This is a genomic window from Achromobacter sp. ACM02, from assembly GCF_014851605.1.
GTDB classification, from domain to species: domain Bacteria; phylum Pseudomonadota; class Gammaproteobacteria; order Burkholderiales; family Burkholderiaceae_B; genus Achromobacter; species Achromobacter aegrifaciens.
Map to the genome: position 1 here is coordinate 422,562 of NZ_JACUZY010000005.1, position 23,581 is coordinate 446,142.

20 protein-coding genes are annotated in these 23,581 nt (G+C 66.2%); 11 read left to right on the forward strand and 9 right to left on the reverse strand.

What is annotated here, in order from left to right:
* Window positions 1-82: 82 nt before the first annotated feature.
* Window positions 83-373, forward strand: a complete 291-nt coding sequence (locus tag IB258_RS17940; RefSeq protein ID WP_225590448.1) for a HigA family addiction module antitoxin — start codon at window positions 83-85, stop codon at window positions 371-373.
* Window positions 374-415: 42 nt separating this feature from the next.
* On the opposite strand, the gene IB258_RS17945 is transcribed toward IB258_RS17940, so the two are convergent.
* Genes IB258_RS17945 through IB258_RS17955 form a run of 3 tightly spaced genes read right to left on the reverse strand, consistent with a single transcriptional unit; the run spans window position 416 to window position 4,424 of the window.
* Window positions 416-1,171 carry a GntR family transcriptional regulator gene (locus IB258_RS17945; RefSeq protein ID WP_175180418.1) on the reverse strand — a complete coding sequence of 252 codons (756 nt, stop codon included), beginning with the start codon at window positions 1,169-1,171 and terminating at the stop codon, window positions 416-418.
* Complete coding sequence (locus IB258_RS17950) at window positions 1,168-2,937, reverse strand: glycerol-3-phosphate dehydrogenase/oxidase (RefSeq protein ID WP_192352971.1); 1,770 nt, start codon at window positions 2,935-2,937, stop codon at window positions 1,168-1,170. Before IB258_RS17950 ends, IB258_RS17945 begins: the two co-directional genes overlap by 4 nt.
* Window positions 2,934-4,424, reverse strand: coding sequence for an FGGY family carbohydrate kinase (locus IB258_RS17955; RefSeq protein ID WP_192352972.1), 1,491 nt, complete (start codon window positions 4,422-4,424; stop codon window positions 2,934-2,936). The genes IB258_RS17950 and IB258_RS17955 overlap by 4 nt, the downstream gene beginning before the upstream one ends.
* Before the next feature lie 179 nt (window positions 4,425-4,603).
* On the opposite strand from IB258_RS17955, the gene IB258_RS17960 reads away from it, so the two are divergent.
* From IB258_RS17960 to IB258_RS17980, 5 genes are read left to right on the forward strand one after another with little or no spacing between them, the layout of a single operon-like run.
* A complete protein-coding gene (locus tag IB258_RS17960; RefSeq protein WP_054455120.1) occupies window positions 4,604-5,638 on the forward strand; it encodes a substrate-binding domain-containing protein in 1,035 nt (344 codons plus the stop codon).
* On the forward strand, window positions 5,635-7,158 hold the full coding sequence (locus IB258_RS17965; protein ID WP_192352973.1) for a sugar ABC transporter ATP-binding protein: 1,524 nt from the start codon (window positions 5,635-5,637) through the stop codon (window positions 7,156-7,158). Before IB258_RS17960 ends, IB258_RS17965 begins: the two co-directional genes overlap by 4 nt.
* 41 nt (window positions 7,159-7,199) lie before the next feature.
* Complete coding sequence (locus tag IB258_RS17970) at window positions 7,200-8,186, forward strand: ABC transporter permease (protein WP_175161234.1); 987 nt, start codon at window positions 7,200-7,202, stop codon at window positions 8,184-8,186.
* Window positions 8,183-9,163 (forward strand): aldo/keto reductase, encoded by a 981-nt coding sequence (locus IB258_RS17975; protein WP_125471756.1) that lies wholly within the window; start codon window positions 8,183-8,185, stop codon window positions 9,161-9,163. Before IB258_RS17970 ends, IB258_RS17975 begins: the two co-directional genes overlap by 4 nt.
* A gap of 13 nt (window positions 9,164-9,176) precedes the next feature.
* Entirely contained in the window at window positions 9,177-10,055 is an 879-nt protein-coding gene (locus IB258_RS17980; protein ID WP_054455113.1) for a class I fructose-bisphosphate aldolase, read from the forward strand.
* A gap of 15 nt (window positions 10,056-10,070) precedes the next feature.
* Here the strand turns inward: IB258_RS17980 and fdx are convergent, their stop codons facing one another.
* From fdx to IB258_RS17995, 3 genes are all read right to left on the reverse strand, one after another.
* A complete protein-coding gene (fdx, locus tag IB258_RS17985; RefSeq protein WP_054455112.1) occupies window positions 10,071-10,409 on the reverse strand; it encodes an ISC system 2Fe-2S type ferredoxin in 339 nt (112 codons plus the stop codon).
* Window positions 10,410-10,425: 16 nt separating this feature from the next.
* The gene (gene cueR / locus IB258_RS17990) at window positions 10,426-10,905 is read right to left on the reverse strand and encodes a Cu(I)-responsive transcriptional regulator (protein WP_054455110.1); all 480 of its coding nucleotides are present in this window, start codon (window positions 10,903-10,905) and stop codon (window positions 10,426-10,428) included.
* 109 nt (window positions 10,906-11,014) lie between these two features.
* Window positions 11,015-12,016: a 2Fe-2S iron-sulfur cluster-binding protein gene (locus IB258_RS17995; RefSeq protein WP_054455108.1), complete on the reverse strand. Its 1,002-nt coding sequence runs from the start codon at window positions 12,014-12,016 to the stop codon at window positions 11,015-11,017.
* A 348-nt stretch (window positions 12,017-12,364) separates the two neighbouring features.
* Here IB258_RS17995 and IB258_RS18000 point away from each other — a divergent pair, with 348 nt between their 5' ends.
* The 3 genes from IB258_RS18000 to IB258_RS18010 are packed head-to-tail and all read left to right on the forward strand — an operon-like array spanning window position 12,365 to window position 18,095.
* The gene (locus IB258_RS18000; protein WP_280528335.1) at window positions 12,365-13,429 is read left to right on the forward strand and encodes an efflux RND transporter periplasmic adaptor subunit; all 1,065 of its coding nucleotides are present in this window, start codon (window positions 12,365-12,367) and stop codon (window positions 13,427-13,429) included.
* Window positions 13,426-16,602, forward strand: a complete 3,177-nt coding sequence (locus IB258_RS18005) for an efflux RND transporter permease subunit (RefSeq protein WP_125471752.1) — start codon at window positions 13,426-13,428, stop codon at window positions 16,600-16,602. The genes IB258_RS18000 and IB258_RS18005 overlap by 4 nt, the downstream gene beginning before the upstream one ends.
* 20 nt (window positions 16,603-16,622) lie before the next feature.
* On the forward strand, window positions 16,623-18,095 hold the full coding sequence (locus IB258_RS18010) for an efflux transporter outer membrane subunit (protein ID WP_192352974.1): 1,473 nt from the start codon (window positions 16,623-16,625) through the stop codon (window positions 18,093-18,095).
* A gap of 111 nt (window positions 18,096-18,206) precedes the next feature.
* On the opposite strand, the gene IB258_RS18015 is transcribed toward IB258_RS18010, so the two are convergent.
* Window positions 18,207-18,710: a ClbS/DfsB family four-helix bundle protein gene (locus IB258_RS18015; RefSeq protein ID WP_192352975.1), complete on the reverse strand. Its 504-nt coding sequence runs from the start codon at window positions 18,708-18,710 to the stop codon at window positions 18,207-18,209.
* Window positions 18,711-18,987: 277 nt separating this feature from the next.
* On the opposite strand from IB258_RS18015, the gene IB258_RS18020 reads away from it, so the two are divergent.
* Complete coding sequence (locus tag IB258_RS18020) at window positions 18,988-20,817, forward strand: hybrid sensor histidine kinase/response regulator (RefSeq protein WP_054455100.1); 1,830 nt, start codon at window positions 18,988-18,990, stop codon at window positions 20,815-20,817.
* Window positions 20,814-21,440 carry a response regulator transcription factor gene (locus tag IB258_RS18025; protein WP_054455098.1) on the forward strand — a complete coding sequence of 209 codons (627 nt, stop codon included), beginning with the start codon at window positions 20,814-20,816 and terminating at the stop codon, window positions 21,438-21,440. The genes IB258_RS18020 and IB258_RS18025 overlap by 4 nt, the downstream gene beginning before the upstream one ends.
* 147 nt (window positions 21,441-21,587) lie before the next feature.
* Here IB258_RS18025 and IB258_RS18030 read toward each other — a convergent pair whose 3' ends face one another.
* Window positions 21,588-22,346 (reverse strand): S9 family peptidase, encoded by a 759-nt coding sequence (locus tag IB258_RS18030; protein WP_054455097.1) that lies wholly within the window; start codon window positions 22,344-22,346, stop codon window positions 21,588-21,590.
* Complete coding sequence (locus IB258_RS18035; protein WP_054455094.1) at window positions 22,333-23,466, reverse strand: DUF3182 family protein; 1,134 nt, start codon at window positions 23,464-23,466, stop codon at window positions 22,333-22,335. The genes IB258_RS18030 and IB258_RS18035 overlap by 14 nt, the downstream gene beginning before the upstream one ends.
* Window positions 23,467-23,581 lie beyond the last annotated feature (115 nt).

A 23,581-nucleotide genomic window follows, 5' to 3' on the forward strand; every position in this document is an offset into this window, starting at 1 on the left:
GAACTGCGGTAGACACGAGGCTTGTCGCAGAAGGTTTTGGCTGACATATTGCATGTCCAGCAGCCGTTCAAGGCCAATCATGATGCACAACCCTCCGCATCCGGGTGAAATTCTTCGGGACGATGTAATTGTTCCCTTGGGGCTATCGGTGACCGAGGCTGCCGACAGGCTGGCCATGTCGCGCGTGGCGCTTTCACGAGTTCTCAACGGCAAGGCGGGCATCAGCCCGGATCTTGCCGTCCGTCTGGAGCATGCCGGGGCCAGTACTGCCCAGGCTTGGGGCGCAATGCAGGCTAACTATGATCTGTGGCAGGCGCTACAGCATGAGCAGCCGCCCGTTAGGCCGTTGACTTCGACAGCAGTCGCGCAGTAATCCTGTCAATTTGATCGCCAAACAGGCCAGCCTCCTGCCGTCTCAGGTAGTAGTCTGCACATGCAGCCGGCTGGACTTGCAGCGGTGCAAGGCGCGGTAGTGCTCCAGCGCCCGCCCGTTGGCGCCATAGGCGATGGACTCGATGCGCAGCATGGGTTCGGGATCTTTCATGCCCAGCAATTCGCAGGTCTGGGCGTCCGGTTGCACCGCGTCTATCCAACGTTCCGCGCGCACGATGCGCAGGCCGTACTGTCTGCGCAGCACGTCGTAGAGCGAACGGTTTTCCAGGCGGGTGCGGTGCAGGCCCGGCACCAGGTCCGCGGGCACGGCGGTTTCCACCAGCAACTGCAGTTCGCCGTCGACGCTGCGCAACCGCTTGAGCGCCACGACCTGGCTGTCTTCGGTCAGCCCTAGCGAACTGGCCTCGTGCGCCGTGGGCGCGCGCAGTTCCTGCAGCAGCACCTGGGTGCGCACCGTGCGGCCCTTGCGCTCCATTTCGTCCGAAAAGCCCAGCACGGTGGACACGAAGTCTTCGTCGCGCTCGCGCGCCGACACGAAGGCGCCCTGGCCGCGTATCTTGTAGATCAGGCCGTTGCGTACCAGGTCCGCCAGCGCTTCGCGCACGACGATGCGCGAAATGCCATATTGCTCGCCGAACTCGGCCTCGGTGGGCAGCTTGTCGCCCACGGCCAGTTCGCCTTGCAGGATCTTGCCGCGCACCACGTCGCGGAACTGTGTCCAGAGCGGGGCGCCGGCGCTGCGGTCCAATATGGCTTCGGTGGAGATGGGGCTGCTCATGTCGTCAAAGAGTTTGAAATCGAACCTGTAGCCAAGGCGGAATCGGCGGGCTCTGCCCAGGGCGCCTCGTCTGGAGGAAGTTGAACACAGTGCCGGTCCCGCAGCGTCGCGGTGCAGGCTCGTAACTCGTCTTGCCGGCGCGCCGGGCTCCAGCCCAGCTCGGCTGCGGCGATATCCGCCAGTTCCGCAAGCAGTGCCGGCGTGACATGGCCGCGAATGGCCAGCAAGGTGCGCCGGATCGCCAGGTCGGCCAAGTGCTGCACAGACGTTTCGCGGCACAGATAGCGGATCTCGGCCGTTGAATGATCTGGCGCGTGGCGCAAGGGCTTATCGCCCGCCGCGGCGAAATCCGCCGCCACGGCGCCCGCCCGCGCACCATAGCGCATGAACAGTTCGGCGACGCGCCCGCGGTCCAGCGCGGTGGCGGCCTGAATGCTGTCCAGAAAGCGTTGCCGTCCCGCCGCATCGGCGGGCATGCCCGCGCCTCCACCGATCGCCACCTGCTCGGTCGACTGCCGCCGCGCGCGACCCAGTTGCTGCAGCACCGCGTCGGCCGCCAGTTGCGCTAGCGAACGGAACGTCGTCCATTTTCCGCCGACCAGGCACACCATCGGCACCTCGCGGCGCGAGTTGGGCGGGTCGATCACCACCGCGTGGTCGCGCGATATCTGCCCGGGTTTGTCGGCATCCGACAGGGCCAGCGGCCTGACGCCCACGTAAGTGTAGACCACGTCCTTCCGGCTGAAGTCCAGGCGGGGAAACACCTCATGCAATACATCGAGCAGGTAGTCGATCTCCGCCGGTTCGGTCGCGGCGAGGTCGGGATCATCCACCGGAATGTCGGTGGATCCCACCAGCACTCGGTCCAGGAACGGGTAGACGATGCACACCCGGCCGTCGGACGCCTCGAAGTACGCCATGCGTCCCTGGAGCGCGGTGCGCAGTGCGGGGTGATCCAGGATCAGGTGTGATCCTTTGGTGCCCATGACGCGCGAGCCGTCGCCTTCCAGGGCGCCAGCCGCGCGGTCCAGCCAGGCGCCCGTTGCGTTGACCACCGTGTCGGCAGTCACTTGCACGGATTCGCCGGTCAGCGCATCGCGCAGGGTAATGGCGCGGCCCTGGCAAGCCGTCACGCTGCAATAGTTCGACGCGACCGAGGCCGGGTGGCCGCGATGCGCATCGTCGATCAGCTCCAGCACCAGCCATTCCGGATGCCGTATCCAGGCGTCGTAATACGTGGCCGTCCAGCGCACCGCCGCGCCGAACAGCGCGTTGTCCGCCGCCGGCAGGCGCTCGATGCGATGTTCCGGCATGACGCGCTGGTTGCGGCCCAGCTTGTCATAGAGGCGCAAGCCCAGTCCCACCACGCACAGTCCCCGCGCGCCAGGCGAGGCGTTCAGGCCGGCAAAGCGCAGCATGCTGCCCCACAGTCCGCCGAAGCGGCTGGATAGCGGCACCACGGTTTCCAGCGGCTGCACCAGATGCGCCGCATTGCGCAGCAGCAGATTGCGTTCGCGCGTGGCCTCCGCCACCAGGGAAAATGATCCGCTTTCCAGGTAGCGCAAGCCGCCGTGGATCATGCGCGATGGCGCGCTGCTGGCGCCGGCGGCCACATCGTCCTTGTCCACGATCAGGCAATCCACGCCCTGCAGCGACAGGTCGCGGAACACGCCAGCCCCGTTGATGCCCGCGCCTACGATCACCGTCGAAAAATGGCGTCCCGCCAACGAAGCCGGGCGCATGAAAGCGGATGTGCGAGGAGTCATCGCGCGGATCCCGCAAGATGGCCGAAAGCCGGGGCCATGCTGTCCACCAGGCCATGGAAGCTGGCGTAGAAATCGGCGTGCGCCTGCGCTTCGGTGGCCAAGGGTTCGACCCGTTCGCATGGGGCGGGCAGCAAGTCGCCGTCGCCAGGGTTCTGCGACAGCGCGGCATACAGCGCAGCGCCGCGCGCGCCGGTTTCGTCGTCGCCGCAGCGTTCCACGGCGTGGCCCAGAAAGCCCGCCAGCAGGCGCGCCAAACGCAAGTCCCGGGCGCCGCCGCCCAGCGCGGCTACCTTGTCTGGCACGCCCAGTCCAAGCGCCGCCAGGCGCTTCAGGTGCCGCGCGTGCAGCGCTACCACGGCGTCCACCACGGCACGCGCCATGTGCGCGCGGGTGTGATGGCCTTGCAGGCCGACGTAACCCGCGCAGGCTCCCGCCGGCCAGCTGCCGCCATTGATGAAGGGCAGAAAACGCAGACCGTCGGCGCCCAGGGGCACGCCCATCGCGCAATCCACCGCCGCGGCCGCATCCTGGAACTGCAAGGTGCGCGCCAGCCAGGCTACGTTCGCCATCGATGAGGGGCTGTTTTCCAGATAAAGCCTGCGGTCCGGATCGCCGAAGCTGACGATGGCGCCCACCTCCGGCTTCGGTTCGCGGGCCGGCGCCACCACGGCATTCACGCACCAGGTGCCGAGCACGGCCACGGCGTGCCCCTGGCGCTCCGCGTTCACCGCCTTCAGCGAGGCGAGCAGATCGATTGCGCCGAGCGCCACGGGCAGGCCGGCGGGCAAACCGAAAGCGGCCGCCTGGGCCGGCAGCAGCCGGCCGATCACGGCGCCGCTGGGCGCGATGGGCGCCAGCGCCGTGGCGGCCAGGCCGGACAGGCCGGCGGCCTCGAAAGCTATCGTGGACCAAGTCCCCGTGTTGAGCGACAGCAGGCCGGCCGTGCTGGCGTCGCTGGCGTCCGTGGCGATTTCGCCGGTCAACAGGAATCCCAGATAGTCCTTGGCGAACAGCAGGTGGCGGATGCGGCGGAGTTGAGCGGCGTCCGCGCCGTAGAGTTCTGCAGCGATCAGCGACGACTGTCCTGACCACGGCCGGCAACCGACTTCGTCATACAGTGCGTCCCCCATGTTGCGGCCCAGCGCCCGGGCGCGCGCGGCGGCGCGCTGGTCGGTCGATGCCACCGCGCGGCCTTCCAGCAATTGGCCGCTTGCATCCAGCGCATACAGGCCGGCGCCATGGCCGGTGCAGCACAGCGCGCGCAGGTGGGCCACGCGCGGACCCAACTGGGTTGCCACGCCTTGCAAGGCCCGCGCCAGCGCCGTCTGGATGGCGTCCGCGGGCAGTTCGCAACCGCCTTGCGCCAGTAGCCGATAGGGCAGCGCACCGCCCGATGCGGCCAGTGTGGTCCCGCTCCCGGCCTCGAAGGCAACCGCCTTCAAGCCCGTGGAGCCCATGTCTATGCCCAGGTAGATGTCTGTTTTCATGTCATAACATTGTCTACAGATATTTTCCGCAGAATAGCAGTGTTTCCCCTAGTAATCTAAAAAATCCGGCTGCAATATAGTTCATCGATGTCATAACAACGATTCGACCAAAACAAGGTTGAACAACAGGCACCGAGGGCTGCAGGGTTCTTGGAACGATGCGAAAAAAGGAGCGGAACATGAGACGAGATTTCTTGAAGACCGTAGCGGCGGCGGGCGCCGGCCTGGCGAGCGTCAACGCCTTTGCGCAGAACACTCCGCAAGCCCCCGGCCTGCGCGGCAACGCCAACGACGTCTACGTGATGAACGTGATGGTGTCCGGGGTGGAGTACTGGTTCCCTGTCTACGAAATGATGAAGCAGCTGGGCCATTCGCTCGGCGTGCGCACCCGCTATTCGGGCACGCCCGAATACGACGTCAACAAGCAACTGGCCTCGTTCGAGCAGGAACTGGCGCGCAAGCCGGCCGGCATCCTGCTGCATCCCATGAACCCCGACCCCTTCATCGAACCCATCAACCGCGCCGCGGCCATGGGCATCCCGGTGGTGACCTTTGCGGCCGACTCGCCCAATTCCAAGCGCGTGTCCTTTGTCACGTCCGACAACGACCGCGAAGGCGCGCAGGCCGCCGACGCCATCGCGGCCTCGCTCAATGGCAAGGGCGAATACGCGGTGCTGGAAAACCCCGGCCAGGACAACCATGACCGCCGCGTCGCCGCCTTCATCAACCGCATGAAGACCCAGCATCCCGGCATGAAGCTGGTGGGCCGCGCGGCCAGCAACCAGGATCCGAACAAGGCCTACCAGGCCACGCTGAGCCTGGCGCAGGCCAACCCCGGCCTGGGCGCCCTGTTCATGCCCGAAGCCAACTCGGCGCTGGGCGCGGCGCAGGCCTCCATCGAGACCAAGAAGAACATCAAGGTCCTGTGCTGCGACGTGAACGCCAAGATCCTGGACATGATCAAGTCGGGCGAGGTCTTCGGTTCCGTCAACCCGAACCAGGGCGTGCAGGGCTATATGGGCATGATGCTGCTGTTCCTGGCGCGCAACCAGCAACTGATCGACCCGATGAATGACGCCAAGCGCAACGGCACCAACCCCATGGCCGTGCCGTTCCTGGACAACGGCCTGTCCATCGTCAGCAAGGCGAACGCCGACGACTTCTATTGGGACAAGTACCTGGCGCGTCGCGGCACCAAGGGCATCAACGAATGAAGGCGCCCGCAGCGCTGCTGGAACTGCAAGGCATCAGCAAGCAGTTCGGCGCGTCCAAAGCCCTGGCCGACGTGCGCTTCACGCTGCGCCGGGGCGAAATCCATGCCTTGTGCGGCGAGAACGGCGCTGGCAAGTCGACGCTGATGAAGATCATCGACGGCATCCACCAGCCCGACAGCGGCGACATCTACCTGGAAGGCGAGCGCGTGGTCATCAACGGGCCGGCCCATGCGATGCGCCTGGGCATCGGCCTGGTGCACCAGGAAATCTCGCTATGCGGCGATGCGACCGTGGCCGAGAACATTTTCATGCCCATGATCAGCGCCGGCGCGCAGGCCTGGATGGACTATGCCGGCCTGCAAGAGCGCGCTGCGGCCGTGCTGCGGCGGCTGGGCCAGGACATCGACCCGGGCCTGCGGGTGGATGCGCTGGGCATATCGAGCCAGCAGCTGGTCGAGATTGCCCGCGCCTTGACGCTGGACTGCAAGGTGCTGATCCTGGACGAACCCACCGCCGCGTTGACGGAAGTGGAGTCCGTGGCGCTGTTCCGCGTCCTGCATGACCTCAAGGCCCAGGGCATCGGCATCGTCTACATCAGCCACCGCATGGCAGAGATCTTCGAGCACTGCGACCGCGTCACGGTGTTGCGTGACGGCCGCGATGTGCACAGCGGCGATATTGCGGCGCTTTCTCCGGATGCGCTGGTGCGCTGCATGGTGGGGCGCGATCTGGGCAATTACTACCCGCCCCGGCAGGCGGCTGGCGATGCGCCGACCGAGACCCTGCTGGAAGTCGAGGACCTTGCCGACGGCGCCGCAGTCCACGGCATCTCGTTCACGCTGCGCCGAGGCGAAATCCTGGGCATCTCCGGCCTGATGGGCGCGGGCCGCAGCGAGCTGGCCGAAACCGTGTGCGGCCTGCGGCGCGCGCGGCGAGGCGCCGTGCGGCTGCGCGGCCAGCCCCTGCGGCTGCGCCGCTATGCCGACGCCCTGCGCCATGGCATTGCCTACCTGAGCGAAGACCGCAAGGCAGCCGGCCTGTTCCTGGACATGCCTATCGAACAGAACGTGTCTTCGATGGCGCTGCGCCGCATCAGCTCGCGCTTCGGCCTGCTCAAACGCACGGCGGAACGCAGCCTGGCCGTCGAGCTGGGCGCCCGGCTCAGGCTCAAGTCGGACGGCGTGGCGATCGACGCCAGCTGCCTGTCGGGCGGCAACCAGCAAAAGGTGGCCATCGCCAAACTGCTGGCGACCCGCCCCTCGGTGCTGCTGATGGACGAACCGACGCGCGGCGTGGACGTCGGCGCCAAATCCGAGATCCATCACCTGTTGCGCGACCTGGCCAACCAGGGCGTGGGCGTGGTGGTGATCTCGTCCGAGCTGCCGGAAATCATCGGCCTGTGCGACCGGGCCTTGGTGATACGCAATGGCAGGCTCGCCGGAGAGCTTGCGGCCAGCGAAATGACGGAAGAAAAATTGCTGCGGCTGGCCTCCGGCCTGTCCGCCGAGGAGGCGACATGACGAGCGACCTGAAAGCCCAGCCGGCGGCGCAAGCAGTCCTGATGCCTCCGGCCACCGGCCTGCCGACGGGGGCCCGCCCGGGACGCCGGCTGGGCAGCTTCCGCGAAGCGGGGCTGCTGCTGATCATTGCCGCGCTGTGCGTCGTCATGAGCTTCGCGTCGCCGCATTTCCTGACCTGGGAAAACGTGCGCGCCATGCTGCTGTCGTTTTCCATCGAAGGCATCGTGGTGGTCGGCATGACCATACTGGTCATCGTCGGCGGCATCGACTTGTCGGTGGGCTCGGTGGTCTGCCTGGCCATGGTCATCACCGGCAAGCTCTTCCTGATGGGACTGGACCCATGGACCGCCAGCCTGGCCGCGATCGCCGTCTGCACCATGGTGGGCGCGCTCATCGGCGGCTGCGTCACCCGCATCGGCCTCAGCCATTTCATCGCGTCGCTGGCGTTCATGGTGATCGTGCGCGGCCTGTGCCTGGCCATCACCCAGGGCACGCCGCAATCGCTGTTCTCCTTGCCGCCGCAGTTCAAGTTCATCGGGCAGGGATCCATCGCGGGCATACCCGCCGTCATCCTGATCTTCGCCGCCATCGTCGTCATCAGCGATTTCGCGTTGCGCCGCGCCGCCCTGTTGCGCAAGGTGTTCTACACCGGCAGCAATGAAAAGGCGGCGCTCTATGCCGGCATCCGCACCGGCCGCGTGAAGTTCTGGGTCACTGTGCTGTGCTCGACCTTGGCCGGCGTCGCAGGGGTGGTCTACACGGCCCGCTTCGGCGCTGCCACGCCCAACTTCGGCGTGGGCATGGAGCTCAACGTCATCGCGGCGGTGGTGATCGGGGGCGCCAGTCTCAAGGGCGGCTCGGGCACCGTGCTGGGCGCGGTGCTGGGCTTGGCCTTGCTGTCGGTCGTCACCAGCTCGCTCATCCTGCTGGACGTGTCGCCCTACTGGCAAGACGTCGTCAAGGGGCTGATCCTGCTGGCCGCGGTCACCGTCGACCATCTCATGAACGTCAAAAAGGTTTCACGATGAAGACAACAACACTGGGCGCGTCCGGCATTGCCTGCGAATCCGTCGGCCTGGGCACCTGGGCCATGGGCGGCTGGATGTGGGGCGGCGGGGACGATGCGGCTGCCGTTGCCGCCATCCAGGCGTCCCTGGACGCGGGCGTGCGGCTTATCGATACCGCGCCTGCCTATGGCCTGGGGCACGCCGAAAGCCTGGTCGGCCAGGCGCTCAAGGGGCGCCGCCAGCAGGCCGTCATCGCCACCAAGTGCGGGCTGGTCTGGCATACACGCCAAGGCGAGCATTTCTTCGACGAGGAAGGCCAGGCCGTGCACCGCCACCTGGGCCGCGCTTCCATCTTCCACGAAGTAGAGCAAAGCCTGGCGCGGCTGCAGACGGACTACATCGACCTCTACATCACGCATTGGCAGGACGCCGGCACGCCCGTCGCCGAGACCATGGACGCCTTGCTGGATCTGAAGCGGCAAGGCAAGATCCGCGCCATCGGCGTCAGCAACGTGGATCCCGGCACTTTGGCCGAATACCTGCGCCATGGCCCGGTGGACGCCATTCAGGAACGCTACAGCCTGATCGACCGCGAGATCGAAGCCACGCTGATGCCGCTATGCCGCCGCCACAACGTTGGCATCCTCGGGTATTCCTCGTTGGCGCTCGGCCTGCTGGCCGGACCCATCGATCCGGAGCGCCGCTTTACCGGCGACGACCAGCGCGCCGACAACCCCCGTTTCAGCGTCGCCAATCGCAGCCGGCTGCAAGGCTTCTTCGCGGAACTGGAACCGCTGCGCCAGCGGCTGGACTGCTCGGCTTCGCAACTGATGATCGCCTGGACCACGCGCCCAGGCGGGGTCACCGTGGCGCTATGCGGCGCCCGCACGCCGCAGCAGGCCAGGCAGAACGCCGGCGCTGCCGCGCTGGAACTTACGCCTGAAGACATTGCCGCCATCGACCTGGCAGCCGGGCGTCATCTGCAAACACTGGATTGAACAAGGAATCTCCATGCTGCACAGAAAAGAAGCGCGCCTGAACCGCCTGCTGAACGGCGGCCGCTGCCTGGACATCGCCGTCGACCACGGCGTCTGCAATGAACCCAGCTTCCTGTCCGGACTGGAGGACATGCCGGCCGTGATGGAACAACTGGCCGCCGCGCGCCCCGACGCCATCCAGCTGAACTATGGCCAGGCCGACCTGCTCCAGCAACGGCCAGGCCGGGACAAACCCGCGCTGGTCATGCGGCTGGACATGGGCAATCCCTACAACGCCACGACCCACCGCGTCATGTGGGCCGTGCTGCAGAACGAGCAGGACCCGGTGCTGCCTGCGGTCCAGATGGACGCGGCCTGCGTGGTGGTCAACCTGTTCATGCTGCCGGACGAGCCCGACCTGTTCCGCCAGTGCGTCGCCAACATCGCGCGGGTACGCGCGGACTGCGACCGCTATGGCATGCCGCTGATGATCGAACCCCTGGTCATGGCGCCGCATTCCGCGCGCGGCGGCTATATGGTCGATGGCGATGCGGAGAAGATCGTCACGCTGGTCAGGCTGGCGCGCGAAATGGGCGCCGACATCGTCAAGGCCGACCCCACGACCGCCACGCGCGATTTCCACCGCGTGGTGCAGGCGGCGCGCTGCCCGGTGCTGGTGCGCGGCGGTGGCCGGGAGGACCTGCGGCAGGTCTTCGAGCGGTCGCGCGAGTTGCTCGATGAAGGGGCGGTGGGGCTGGTGTATGGCCGCAATGTCTACCAACACGCCGATCCGTCATCGGTGGTGCGGGCGCTGATGGCCATGATCCATGATGACGCCAGCGCCGGACAGGCATGGGACATCTACGAGGCAGGCGGCCGACAGGATGCAAGGCTCATCGGCCGAAGTTCCTGACACCTCAGCCAGATCCTAATGCTCTTCCTTCGCATGGTTGATCGTGTATTTGGGGATGGCGACGGTAAGGTCCTCTTCCGCGACGATCGCCTGGCAGCTCAGGCGGGATTGGGCTTCCAGCCCCCAGGCGCGGTCGAGCAGGTCGTCCTCGGACTCGTTCGCTTCGTTCAAGGATTCGAAACCCTTGCGCACGATGCAGTGGCAGGTGGTGCAGGCGGCGCTCATGTCGCATGCATGTTCTATTTCAATGCCGTTGGCCAGCAGGGCCTCGCAAATTGTGGTGCCAGCCCGCACCTCCAGCTCGGCGCCTTCGGGCGCAAGCTCGGCATGCGGGAGTACGGTGATTTTTGGCATATCGGATTCCAGGCGCTCAGCAAGCTGATGCGGGTTTTGCCGGCGATTCCTTGCGAGCGCTCCGCAGCACGGCGCCGCCGCGCGCGGCGGGCTCCTGTTCTTTTTCGTCCGGCTGCTCAAGGGTGTGCAGGATGGGGCAATTCGGCCGATCGTCGCCCGCGCAACAGCGGATCAGCGCCTCGAGCGTGTCGGCCATCTGCCGCATGCTTTCGATGCGCCGGTCCAGTTCAGCCAGGTGTTCCTGGGCTACGTGCTTGACGTCCGCGCTCTGGCGCGACTGGTCGTGCCAGAGGCTCAGCAGATCCTTGGTCTCGGCGACTGAAAAGCCCAGGTTGCGGGCACGGCGGATGAAGTGCAGCCGGTGAACATCGATCCGGCTGTAGGCGCGGTAGCCGGACGAGTTCCGCTGCGCCACGGGTATCAGGCCGATCTGCTCGTAATAGCGGATCATTTTTGCCGATACCTTGGAGGTCTTGGACGCTTCGCCGATGTTCATGGGAGTCTCCTCGCTCAAAGGAATGGGTAGAGGCATGAGAGAAGACTAGAGCTTTCCAACATGGGAAGGTCAAGCATGCCGCCGGCCGGGGAGGGGCCGGTCCGGCTGGTTACTGTGGCGTAAAAAAAACATCGGCGTGCATGTCCTGGACGTTCAGTCCGCGCTCGAACGCCAGAGCCATCGCCGCTTCCACCATCGCCGGCGGGCCGGCGACATAGGCTTTCCAGCTTTTCAAGTCCGCGAGGTCTGCGCCGGCGGCTTGCGTGACGAAGCCGGTCCGGTATGGCGTGGCATGCGCCTCGGACAACACGGGCACAAAGCTCAGGTTGGCGTGGCGGCGTGCCAACGCCTCGAAATGCTGGACGAAGTAAAGATCCCGTTCCGTGCGCGCGCCGAAGTAGACATGAATCGGCTGGCTCATGCCGTGCGCGAGCGCGGTTTCGACAATTGAGTTGATGGGGGCCAATCCCGAACCTCCCGCGATGCAGAGCATCGGCCCGGAATGTCCATCGCGCAGATGCGAGGAGCCGAGCGGCGCGCGCAGCGCCACGCGTTCACCAGGTTGCAGCGTGGAGTGGACATAGCCCGACGCGACCCCGCCCGGAACACGGCGGATGTGGAATTCCAGTTCGCGATCGCCTGGCCTGTTGGCCATCGAGTAGCTGCGCGCCGGCGACGGCCCGAACCTGATGTCGGCATACTGCCCGGCGGCGAACGGCAAGGTATTCGTTGCTTCAGGTCGGATCCTTACGCGCATGATGTCGTGCGTCAGTTCGTCCATGGCAACGACGGTCCCTTCCACATTCTGGATTGGCGCCGCGGCGGCTTCGTCGTTGCCCAGCCATGCCACCGCCACATCGCTCTTCGGAACCGCGCGGCACGCCAGGATGAAGCCGCAGCGCGTTTCTTCTTCCGTCAACGCGTAGCGCGAGTGCGGCAGCATTTCCACTGCGCCTTCGATCAGGCGCGATTTGCAGCTGCCGCAGCGGCCCGATCGGCAGCCGTGCGGATAGGCAACGCCATTCTGCAGTGCTGCTTCGAGTATGGTCTGGCCGTCCGGAACCGGCAGCCTGGCTCGCGCCTGCCGGATGTCCACCGTTCTACTGCTCATTGGGTTGCTCCAGATACTTCGGGTTGGTATGGAACGGCATCGAAATGCCCTCTGCCGTTCAGACGGCGGTCCCAATCTATTGCTTCCAACAGTTGCAAGGTCAATAGCCCGCCGCATCCGCCAGGGCATGCTTGACCTTCCTGTCGTTGGAATCCCTAGCCTTGCCGAATTTCTGCAGAGCGCTTCGGAAGGGCCGAAGCCCTGCCGTACAGAAGGGGCATGTCGATGCGTCGAAAATTCAGAATCGTTGTCGTGGCTGGAGCCATCGCGGCGGCCGGAACCATTGCGTGGGCGGCCGGTGATGCGTCCGGAGATGAAAGCAAGCCGCCGCCTTCCGCGGGCGCGCCGATGGCGCCTCAGGTTCCGGTCGCCGAAGTGATCCAGCGTGTCATCGCGCCATCGACCGACTTCACCGGATATCTGGCGGCTCCGGAATCCGTCGAATTACGCTCGCGGGTCAGCGGCGCGGTAGATGCCGTCAGCGTTCCCGAGGGCAGCCTGGTGCGCAAAGGACAGCAGCTGTTCCAGATCGATCCGCGGCCATTCCAGGTGGCGCTCGACACGGCCGCGGCGCAGTTGCGCCAGGCCGAGGCGCTGGCCAGCCAGGCCCAGGCTGACTTCGACCGCGCCCAGCGGCTGGTGGCGACCGGCGCGGTGTCGCGCAAGACCTATGACGACGCCGTGTCCGCGCGCAACGCCCGCCAGGCGGAGATCCTGGTGGCCAAGGCAGCCGTGGCGGCGGCGCGGCTTGATCTGTCCTACGCGCGCATCACGGCCCCGATATCAGGTCGCGTCGACCGGATCATGGTGACCGAAGGCAATCTGGTCAACGGCGGGGCGGGGGGCGCGGCCAACCTGCTGACCACGATCGTTTCGATCGACCCGGTGCACGTGTACTTCGACATAGACGAAGCGACCTACCTCAACGCCGTGAGGCTGGCCCGGCCAGACTCCCAGGGCGGAAAGGCGTCGCTGCCGGTCGCCGTGGCGCTCGCGACGGACCAGGGCTTTCCCCACAAGGGCACGCTGGATTTCGTGGGCAACCAGATCGACCGCGGCACAGGCACCATCCGCGCCCGCGCCGTCGTGCCGAATCCCGATGGCCTGTTGGCCCCGGGGCTGTTCGCGCGTGCCAGGCTGACGACCGGCGCCGAGCGCGCAGCCATTCTGGTCGATGATCTGGCGGTGGGCACGGACCAGGGGAAAAACTACGTCCTGGTCGTGGGTGCCGACAATCAGGCCCAGTACCGCGCGGTGCAGCTGGGCCAGATGGTGGATGGGCTGCGCATGATCAGTTCCGGCTTGCAGGCTGGTGAGAGGATCATCATCAAGGGGCTGGTACGCCCCGGCATGAGCGTCACGCCGCGTATGGTGCCTATGCAACAGGTAGCCGCTGCGGAGGCCCGCCCATGAAGTTCCCTCATTTCTTCATTGCGCGGCCAATCTTCGCCATCGTCCTGTCGTTGCTGATGCTGTTGGCGGGCGGCATCGCGTTCTGGCAGTTGCCGCTGAGCGAGTATCCCGCCGTCACCCCGCCCACGGTACAGGTGACGGCAAGCTATCCCGGCGCCAATCCGGAAGTGATCGCCGATACCGTGGCGGCCCCGCTGGAACAGGTGATCAACGGCGTGGAAGGCATGCTGTACATGAGTTCCCAGATGGCCGTCGACGGCCAGATGGTGCTCACCATTGCCTTCAAGCAGGGAACGGACCCGGACATGGCGCAGATCCAGGTGCAGAACCGGGTCTCGCGCGCCTTGCCGCGCTTGCCGCAGGAAGTGCAGCGCATCGGGGTGGTCACGCAGAAGACCTCACCCGACGTGTTGATGGTGGTGCACCTGGTTTCGCCGGAAAAACGCTACGACTCGCTCTATCTATCGAACTTCGCCATCCGGCAGGTGCGCGACGAACTCGCGCGCCTGCCCGGCGTGGGCGACGTGCTGGTCTGGGGCGCCGGCGAGTACTCCATGCGCGTCTGGCTGGATCCCACCAGCGTCGCCGCGCGCGGCCTGACCGCCAGCGACGTGGTTGCGGCCCTGCGGGAGCAGAACGTGCAGGTCGCCGCGGGGTCGGTGGGGCAGCAGCCGGATACCACGGCGGCCTACCAGGTGACGGTCAACACGCTGGGGCGTCTGACCAGCGCGGAGCAGTTCGGCGACATCGTGGTGAAGACGGGCGCGGATGGCCAGGTTACCCGGCTGCGCGACGTTGCCCGCGTTTCGCTGGGGGCGGATGCCTACACCTTGCGCAGCCTGATCGATGGCGAATCGGCGCCCGCTCTGCAAATCATCCAGAGTCCCGGCGCCAACGCCATCGACGTCTCCAATGCGGTGCGCGGCAAGATGCAGGAGCTGCAGCAGAGCTTCCCGCAGGATGTGGAATACCGGATCGCCTACGACCCCACCGTGTTCGTGCGCGCCTCGCTGCAATCGGTGGCGGTCACGCTGCTGGAGGCCATCCTTCTCGTCGTCATCGTGGTAGTGCTGTTCCTGCAGACCTGGCGCGCGTCCATCATTCCTCTGGTGGCCGTGCCCGTGTCGCTGGTGGGGACCTTTGCGCTGATGCACATGTTCGGCTTTTCGCTCAACACGCTGTCGCTGTTCGGCCTGGTCCTGTCGATCGGCATCGTGGTGGACGACGCCATCGTGGTGGTTGAAAACGTGGAGCGGCACATGGCCCTGGGCGAATCCCCAAGGCAGGCCGCGATCAAGGCCATGGACGAGGTGACGGGGCCGATTATTGCGATCACCTCGGTGCTGGCGGCAGTCTTCATTCCGTCGGCCTTCCTGTCCGGGCTGCAGGGCGAGTTCTATCGCCAGTTCGCGCTGACCATCGCGATTTCGACCATACTCTCCGCCATCAACTCGCTCACCCTGTCGCCCGCGCTTGCGGCCATCCTGCTCAAGCCGCATCACGACGCGGCCAAGGCCGACTGGCTTACGCGCATCATGGGCCGGGCGCTGGGCGGCTTCTTCCGGCGCTTCAATGTCTTCTTCGACAGCGCCTCGAATGCCTACGTCGGAACGGTGCGCCGGGCGGTGCGCGGCAGTGCCATCGTGCTGCTGCTGTACGCCGGCTTCGTCGGCCTGACCTGGCTGGGCTTTCACCAGGTGCCGAACGGATTCGTGCCGGCCCAGGACAAGTACTTCCTGGTGGGTATCGCACAGTTGCCCAGCGGCGCTTCGCTCGACAGGACGGAGGCGGCGGTGAAGCAGATGTCCGAGATCGCGCTGGCCGAACCGGGCGTGGAGAGCGTGGTTGCTTTCCCCGGGCTTTCGGTCAACGGTCCGGTGAACGTGCCGAACTCGGCGCTGATGTTCGCCATGCTCAAACCCTTCGATGAACGCCAGGATCCTTCGCTTTCCGCCAACGCCATCGCCGGAAAGCTGATGGGCAAGTTCAGTCAGATTCCGGACGGGTTCCTCGGTATCTTCCCGCCGCCTCCCGTGCCGGGCCTGGGGGCCATGGGCGGCTTCAAGCTGCAGATAGAGGACCGCGCCGGATTGGGGTTCGAGGCGCTGGCGCAGGCGCAGGGTCAGATCATGGCGAAGGCCATGCAGGCTCCCGAGCTGGCGAACATGCTGGCCAGCTTCCAGACCAACGCGCCGCAGTTGCAGGTGGACATCGACCGCGTCAAGGCCAAGTCCCTGGGGGTATCGCTGACGGACGTGTTCGAGACTCTGCAAATCAATCTGGGATCGCTCTACGTCAATGACTTCAACCGCTTCGGGCGCACCTACCGGGTCATGGCGCAGGCCGACGCGCCGTTCCGCATGCAGGCCGACGACATCGGGATGCTCAAGGTGCGCAACGACAGTGGCGAAATGATTCCCCTGAGCGCCTTTGTGACGCTGACGCGCGGGTCCGGGCCGGACAGGGTCATCCGCTACAACGGCTTTCCGTCGGCGGATATCAGCGGCGGTCCCGCGCCGGGATATTCCTCGGGGCAGGCGACGGACGCGATAGAACGCATCGTCCGCGAGACCTTGCCCGAAGGCATGGTCTACGAGTGGACGGACCTCGTCTACCAGGAGAAGCAGGCTGGGAACTCGGCGTTGTACATCTTCCCATTGGCGGTGCTGTTGGCCTTCCTCATTCTTGCCGCCCAGTACAACAGCTGGTCGCTGCCGTTCGCCGTGCTGCTCATCGCGCCCATGGCATTGCTTTCGGCGATAGGCGGGGTCTGGCTGTCCAACGGCGATAACAACATCTTCACGCAGATCGGCTTTGTGGTGCTGGTCGGCTTGGCCGCCAAGAATGCCATCCTGATCGTGGAATTCGCCCGCACCAAGGAGGACGAAGGCGCCGATCCGCTGGCGGCGGTCCTGGAGGCTGCCCGGTTGCGCCTGCGCCCCATCCTGATGACCTCGTTCGCTTTCATCGCCGGCGTGGTGCCGTTGGTGCTGGCCACAGGCGCCGGGGCGGAGATGCGCCATGCCATGGGTATCGCAGTGTTTGCGGGAATGGTTGGCGTGACCCTGTTCGGCCTGTTGCTCACGCCCGTGTTCTACGTCGTGGTGCGCAAATTGGCGCTGCGACGGGAAGCCCGCCGGGCCGCGACCCGCTCGGCCAAGCAACACGCATGATGGCCAGGAGGAATAACGACATGAAGCATCTTTACACCCGCTCCCGGCGCTGCCTGAAGCTCGCGCCGCTGACGCTTGCGGCCGCGTTGGCCGGCTGCTCCCTGGCGCCGACGTACGAACGCCCCGCTGCGCCAGTCGACGCGACCTATTCTTCGGATGCCGAGGATGCGCGGCACAAGCCCGATGCGATGGCCGCGGCCGACATAGGATGGCGCGACTTTTTCCGGGATCCGCTCTTGCAGCAATTGATAGAAATCTCGCTGCACAACAATCGGGACATGCGCCGCGCCGCGCTCAACGTCGAAGCGGCGCAGGCGCTGTACCGAATCCAGCGCGCCGCGATGCTGCCGAACCTGAGCGTCTCGGCCAGTGGCGCATCCGAGCACATTCCGGGCGACCTTGGCGCCACGCAGGACGGCCAGGTCTCGAAGCGCTATGACGTGGCCGGCGTGACGACCGCCTGGGAACTGGACCTTTGGGGCCGTATCCGCAGCCTCAGCGATCAGGCCCTGGCCACATATCTGGCACTGGAGGAGAACCGGATCGCCACGCAGCTGAGCCTGGTTGCCGAAGTGGCCAATGCCTACCTCACGCTGCGCGCCGACCAGGAACTGTTGCGGCTGACGGAAGACACGCTGGCCACGCAAAAGCGTTCGTATGATCTGACGGCCGATCTGGCTGCGGCCGGCAACTCGACGCAGCTCGACCTGCGTCTGGCCGAGATTGCGTTGCGTAATGCGGAGGCCAACCGGTCCGCCTACACGCGACAAGTAGCCAGGGACCGCAACGCGCTGGTGCTGCTCCTGGGACAGCCGCTGACGCCCGAGTTGTCCAGCCAGCTGGACGCGGCAACGACGCTGCCAGACGGTATCGTTCCATCGGATTTACCGACCGGACTACCCTCCGAGTTGTTGGTCCGACGGCCCGACATACGCGCGGCGGAGCAGATGCTGCGCGGCGCCAATGCCAATATCGGCGCGGCGCGCGCCGCTTTCCTGCCGGCGATCAGCCTGACGGGCTCGGCGGGAACCGCCAGCGCCTCTCTGGACGGCTTGTTCGACTCCGGGTCGCGGGCCTGGGCATTCCTGCCGCACATCACGCTGCCCATTTTTCGGGGAGGCGCCTTGTTGGCCAACCTGGACGTGGCGCATGTAAAGAAGCGGGTGGAAATCGCCAACTACGAGCAGGCCATTCAGGTGGCATTCCGCGAGGTGGCCGATGGCTTGGCGGGCAAGCGCACGCTTGACGACCAGATCCGTTCGGAGCAGTTGGCGGTGACGGCAAGCCGCAGCGCTTATGAGCTGGCGGAACTGCGGTTTCAGGAGGGCGTGGACGACTATCTCACCTTGCTTGAGGCCTATCGCTCGCTATACGGCGCGCAACAGATCCTGGTGCGCACGCGCCTGACGCGCCTGAACAACCTGATCGACCTCTACAAGGCGTTGGGTGGAGGTTGGTCCGAGCATTCGGCGCGCATGCCCGCCGGGGCATAGGGTCCGCCAAATATCGCCAGGCCCTGGAGGACATAGCCAGTCCCCGGGCTTGGGCCGCCGCGTCAAAGCGGCGGCCCAAGCCTTGTCCGCGGCGACCGGGCAGCGATGCTGCTACACGGCCTGCTTCCAGGCGCGCAATTTCGACAGCCCATTGGCATAAGCCATGCAAGTCAGAATCTGGAGTTGGCCGCCCAAGGTTCCAGTTCCTGCGCCCGAGGGCGCGAAGAGGGCGGCGTCCGTATGCCGCGCTACGCTGCTGACCACGCGTTCCTGCCCCAGACGGGTCAGTTCATGCAGCCTGTGCAGGCTGCTGCCGTTGAAGTCGCGTCGGAAGCCGTGGGTCAGGCGGCAGAATCTGTCCAGCATCGCTTCCCTGCTGTAGAAGGGGGAGCCGGCATCTCCTGCCCCTGCGGCGGCGAACTGCAGGATCATCGTGTTCCAAAGAATGAGGTCGACCAACACGGTGGCGGCATCGATAGGCATGAGATAAGCATGTCCCACCTCGGCCGTCCTTCGGTAGAGGCTTGCGCGTATGGTGGCCGCCTCGACGCGGAATTGCCTGTGCCGGTCGCGGAGGTTACACAGCAGCTCTTGCCTGGATGCGGGTAGTTTCATCGGATCTTTCCACCAAGTCGTCGCGGATCGGGCCGTCGGATTGAGTCTGACGGGTTGCGCGCCTCGGGCGTGGTGCCGGCCGCAGGAAAGCGGGCAGGGAGCGCATACGCCCGGGGCCAAGGCGGAAATCCTGGGGTTTTCCACCGTTGGAATGTCAATGCCGAACGAAAATCGCGCAGCGCCTGCGGAAATCCGCACGATGGGTCTAAAATCCGCACACGTTTCGATCCGCCCCTGCGCAAGCGGCAGGTCCCTCGCACGTAACATCCCCACGCCATTGCAGCCAACCATCGGTCAGACTTCAGCTTCCACGCCGCCAAGTTCGTCCTATGCCGCCCGCATCCATCAGGTGCAGGTCGACGCATTGCGCCGAAGCTTTCCGTTCGCCCTGGCCGGGTCGCTGATCAGCGCCTGTTTTTCCGCATTCGCCTTGGTCGGCGTGCTGCCCCACCACGAGATCCTGCTGTGGCTGGGCGCCACGTTGGCCGTGGGCGTGCTGCGCTGGGCCGCCGTGGTGGCGTACGACCGCCATCGCGCCGACCCGTCAGCGGCGCAGCGCTGGGTGCGCCGCATGCTGGCCGGGAATCTGTGCTCCGGCATCCTGTGGGGACTGCCCCTGGCCTACTGGACGTTTTTCGTCCCGCTGGAGTACCAGCTGTTCTTCATCGTCATCCTGTTCGGACTGGGTACGGGCGCCATCTATTCGAACTACATGATGCTGCCGGTGATGTACGCGTTCGAAGTGCCGGCTTTCGCGCCGATGTTCATCGCGCTGGCGGCGCAGCCTTCCGCCATCCATCTGGCGCTGGTGACGGGCGGCCTGGCATATCTGGTCGCGACCCTGGCCTTCATCCATCGCATGAACCGCACCCACCTGGACGCGTTGCGGCTGGGTTATGAAAACCTGGCGCTGCTGGAACAGGTGCGCCAGGAGAAGATAGCGGCCGAACGCAGCGATCTGGAGAAGTCCCGCTTTCTTGCTGCGGCCAGCCACGACCTGCGCCAGCCCGTGCATGCGGTGAACTTGTTCCTGGGCTTGCTGGCGAACGAACCCCTGTCCCGGCACGGGCGCTATCTGGTCGACAACATCACCAGCGCGCTGTCGGCGATGGGCCATCTGTTCGACGCGCTGTTGAATCTGTCGCGGCTGGACGCCGGCGTCATCGAGCCTCGTTTCGAGACGTTCAGGATGCAGCCGCTGCTGGACCAGCTCAAGGCCGAATACGCGCCGCAGGCCAGCGAGAAGGGGATACGGCTGCGGGTGCGCGCGTGCGCGGCCAGCGTGCGGTCGGATCCCGTGCTGCTGGAGCGCATGCTGCGCAATCTGATCAGCAATGCCATCGTGCACTCCGACGGCGGCCGCGTCCTGGTGGGCTGCCGCAGGCGCGGAAGCCGATTGCGCATCGAGGTCTGGGACAACGGCCCGGGGATTCCCAAGGCCGAGCAGGAGCGCGTCTTCTGGGAGTTCCATCAACTGGCCAATCCCGAGCGCGACCGCAGCAAGGGCCTGGGCTTGGGCCTGGCCATCGTGCGCCGCACCGCCAGGCTGCTGGCCCACGAACTGGCGCTGCGCTCGGAAGAAGGCCGCAGCACGGTGTTCGCGGTCACGGCGCCGCTGTCGGATCCGGCCGCGGCAGGCCTTTCGATCACGGATGCCAATGTGGGACTGCCCCGGGCGCCTGCAAGTGAAGACAGCCTGCGCGGCAAGCTGGCGCTGCTGGTGGACGACGACGCGCAGAACCTGGCGGGCCTGTCGATGCTGTTCGAAAGCTGGGGCTGCCGCGTCATCGCCGCGACCAGCGGCAATGCACTGTTCGAGCGCGTGCTGCCGCTGGCTGAAACGCCGGCCCTGATCGTCACGGATTACCGGCTGCGCGAACACGAGACCGGCATTCACGTAATCGAAAGGCTGCGCGAGGAATACAACGATCCCGATCTGCCTGCCTTGCTGGTCAGCGGCGATACCGATCCGGCGCGCCTGACCGAGGCTGCCGCGCGCGGCGTGCCGCTCTTGCACAAGCCCGTGCAAGTCCAGGCTTTGCGCGAGCACGTGACGGGCCTGCTGCATGCCAGGGAAGCAGCGCCCCTTCCCGGAGATGCCGAATGACGGCAGTGTTATTGGTCGACGACCACGCCATGTTCCGCGAAGCGCTGGTGATGGCGCTGGGCCAGGGCGTGGCCGGCCTGGAGATCCATCCCGCGGCCAGCGGCCAGGAAGCGCTGGAGATACTGGATCGGCATACGGCGATCCAGCACGTCATCATGGATTTCTACCTGCCCGACATGGCTGGCGCCGACTTGCTCAAACGCTTGCGTCAGCGCCGGTCGAAGTTGCGCATCCTGGTGCTGTCGGCCTCGCAAGATCCCGAGGACATGCGCCGCGCGCTGGAGGCCGGCGCGCAGGGCTTCCTGAACAAGTCCGCCAGCTGCCAGGAGCTGGCCGCCGCGCTGGAAGCGGTCAACGAGGCGGCGCCGCCGCAGCGCCGCGCGCTGTCCGCAGGCGACCAGGACGAAGCAGCCTTGCTGCGCGCGCTGACGCCTCGCCAGGTCGAGGTGCTATGCCTGATGTGCGACGGACTGCGCAACAAGGAAATCTCGGAACGGCTGAACATGACCGAAAAGACCGTCAAGACGCATGTGTCGGCCATTCTGGGCACCCTGGGCGTGCTCAATCGTACGCAGGCGACGCTAGTGGCGCGGCGCGGCGGCGTGTTCGGGAAGCCGGCATAGGCGGCTGCCCGCTGTCGCTGGCCACCTTGCCGGCTACCAGCGAGATCTCGCGCCCGGCCGTCGCAATCGTGTCGGGGCGATGCGCCACGATCACGCGCGCGGTGCGTGCGCATCGGTCTTTGGCCGGCAGGGAGATTGCGCTTGCGCTCAGAAGCTCGCCCGGCCCTCGCCCATGCGCGCGCCCGTCACCATCTCCGTCACCCAGTTGACCAGGATCGAGGTATACGCGCGTTGCGCCGGCTTTTCCGTCAGCGCGTGATCGGCGCCGTCGATGATGCGGTGGGTCAATGAGTGCGAACGGCGGAAGGCCGATCGGTAGCTCATGATGGTGGAGTGCGGGATATAGATGTCGTGCTCCGCTTCCACCAGCAGCACGTCGCCGGAGAATTCCGTGCAAGCCTTCAGCGCGCGGTTTTCTTCCGGCGGCACGTAGGCGCTGCGGTAGGCGCGCAGCGTGTCGCGGTTGAGCTGGTTCTTGGGCACCAGCCATTCGTCGTCGCGATACAAGGCGGGGACATGCAACGCAAGCCAGCGCACCCGGCGCAGCGTGCAGAGCAGGGCGGCCAGATAGCCGCCGTAGCTGCTGCCCACTACGGCGATGGAACCGGAGTCCAGCGCGGGGTGGAGCGACAGCCTGTCGTAGGCCGCCACCACGTCGCGCAGATTGTCCTCGCGGGTCACCTGTAGTTGCTGGGCCCGGGTGCCTGCATGACCGCGCAGGTCGAAGGTCAGGCAGACACAGCCCAGCGCGGCGATCCCCTTGGCCCGGGACAGGTCAAATTCCTGGCTGCCGCCCCAGCCGTGGATAAACAGCACGCCAGGGACCTTGTCCTGCGGAGTGAGAAAGGTCGCCTCGAGCGACACGTCGTCGACTTCCAGAGCGGTAGGGGTGCTATGCGCCGCCATCTTGCGCCTCCAGGATGCCTCCCGATTTGCTGATCTGGCCGATGGCGCTGTCGACCCCGTGGAACACCAGCCGTTGCGCGATTGGCACGGGTTCGCCGGCGCCGTAGCGTTCGCGGGTCTCGGCGCGCACTTCCATCAGCGCCGGTGACAGCGCGAAGGCCTGCATGGCGGCCAGTTCGGCCAGACTGGCGCCGCCAGCGCGCCAGGATTGCTCCAGCACGCCGGCGCGCGCGCCGCCGTCCGCCGCGCGCCCGATCGCCACGTCGTAGTTGCGCCGCGATGCGATCAATTGCGGATAGGCGGCCCAGGCCGCCGTGTCATAACGGCACGCCAGCTCGATGGCGCGTCGCTCATCCGCGCGAAGATCCAGCGCGCGCAGGGCGTCAAAACCGCCGCGCGCCACGCGCAGCTCGGACCCGCCGTACACCTGGCAGCCCTGATTGTCGTCGGTCAGCGATTGGGTGCCCACGTAGGCGATCTCCATCTGGCCCACTTTCGACCAGCCCACGCTATACGTTTCGATTTCTTCCAGGTCTTCTTCCAGCACCAGACCCAGGCGCTGCATCAAGCGCGGGGATTGCTCGGCCAGGGCAGCCCGCAGCGCATCCAGGCTCCTGACCACGACCTGTCCGCGACCCGCCGTGGCGTCCGCGGGCTTCACGCGTACCGTGCCGCGTGCGAGCAAGCGTCGTCCTGCGGCTAGGGCGTCTTCGGGGCAAAAGGCGGTATAGCCTTCCAGCACGGCGTCGCCCAGCATGTCCGCCAGTGCCATGGACCAGCTGGCAGGGCGGGAGGCCTGCGGCCCCACCAGTCCGTGGCTGATGGATTTGGTGGCCACGAACGCATGCGGCGCCACGCCGCCGTAAAGGTCTGTCTCGCTGACGATGCCCAGCACGGCGGCGCGCCTGGCGCCTATGATGGTGCGATCAGGCACATAATAGGGAACCACCCCGCCGCCGTGGCGGCTGGGTCGGTAATCGGGCACGTAGCGTCTGCCCAGCAACGCGGCCAGTCGGGCGGCTTGGGCATCGAGTGATGCCACCTCGTGTTCGGAGGCCCGCGCGCGCCGGGGAAAAGCCGCCACGATGCCTTCCGAGCGGGAATCGGGTAGGGATGTCATGGCAGGCAACTCAGCAAGCGGCGTGCCTGTGCAGGAATCGCGGTCCGGGGAGCCGGCGGCGGCGCAGTCAGGCGCGGGCCGGGCGTCGGGCATGGAAGTTGCTGCTCTGCGTTTT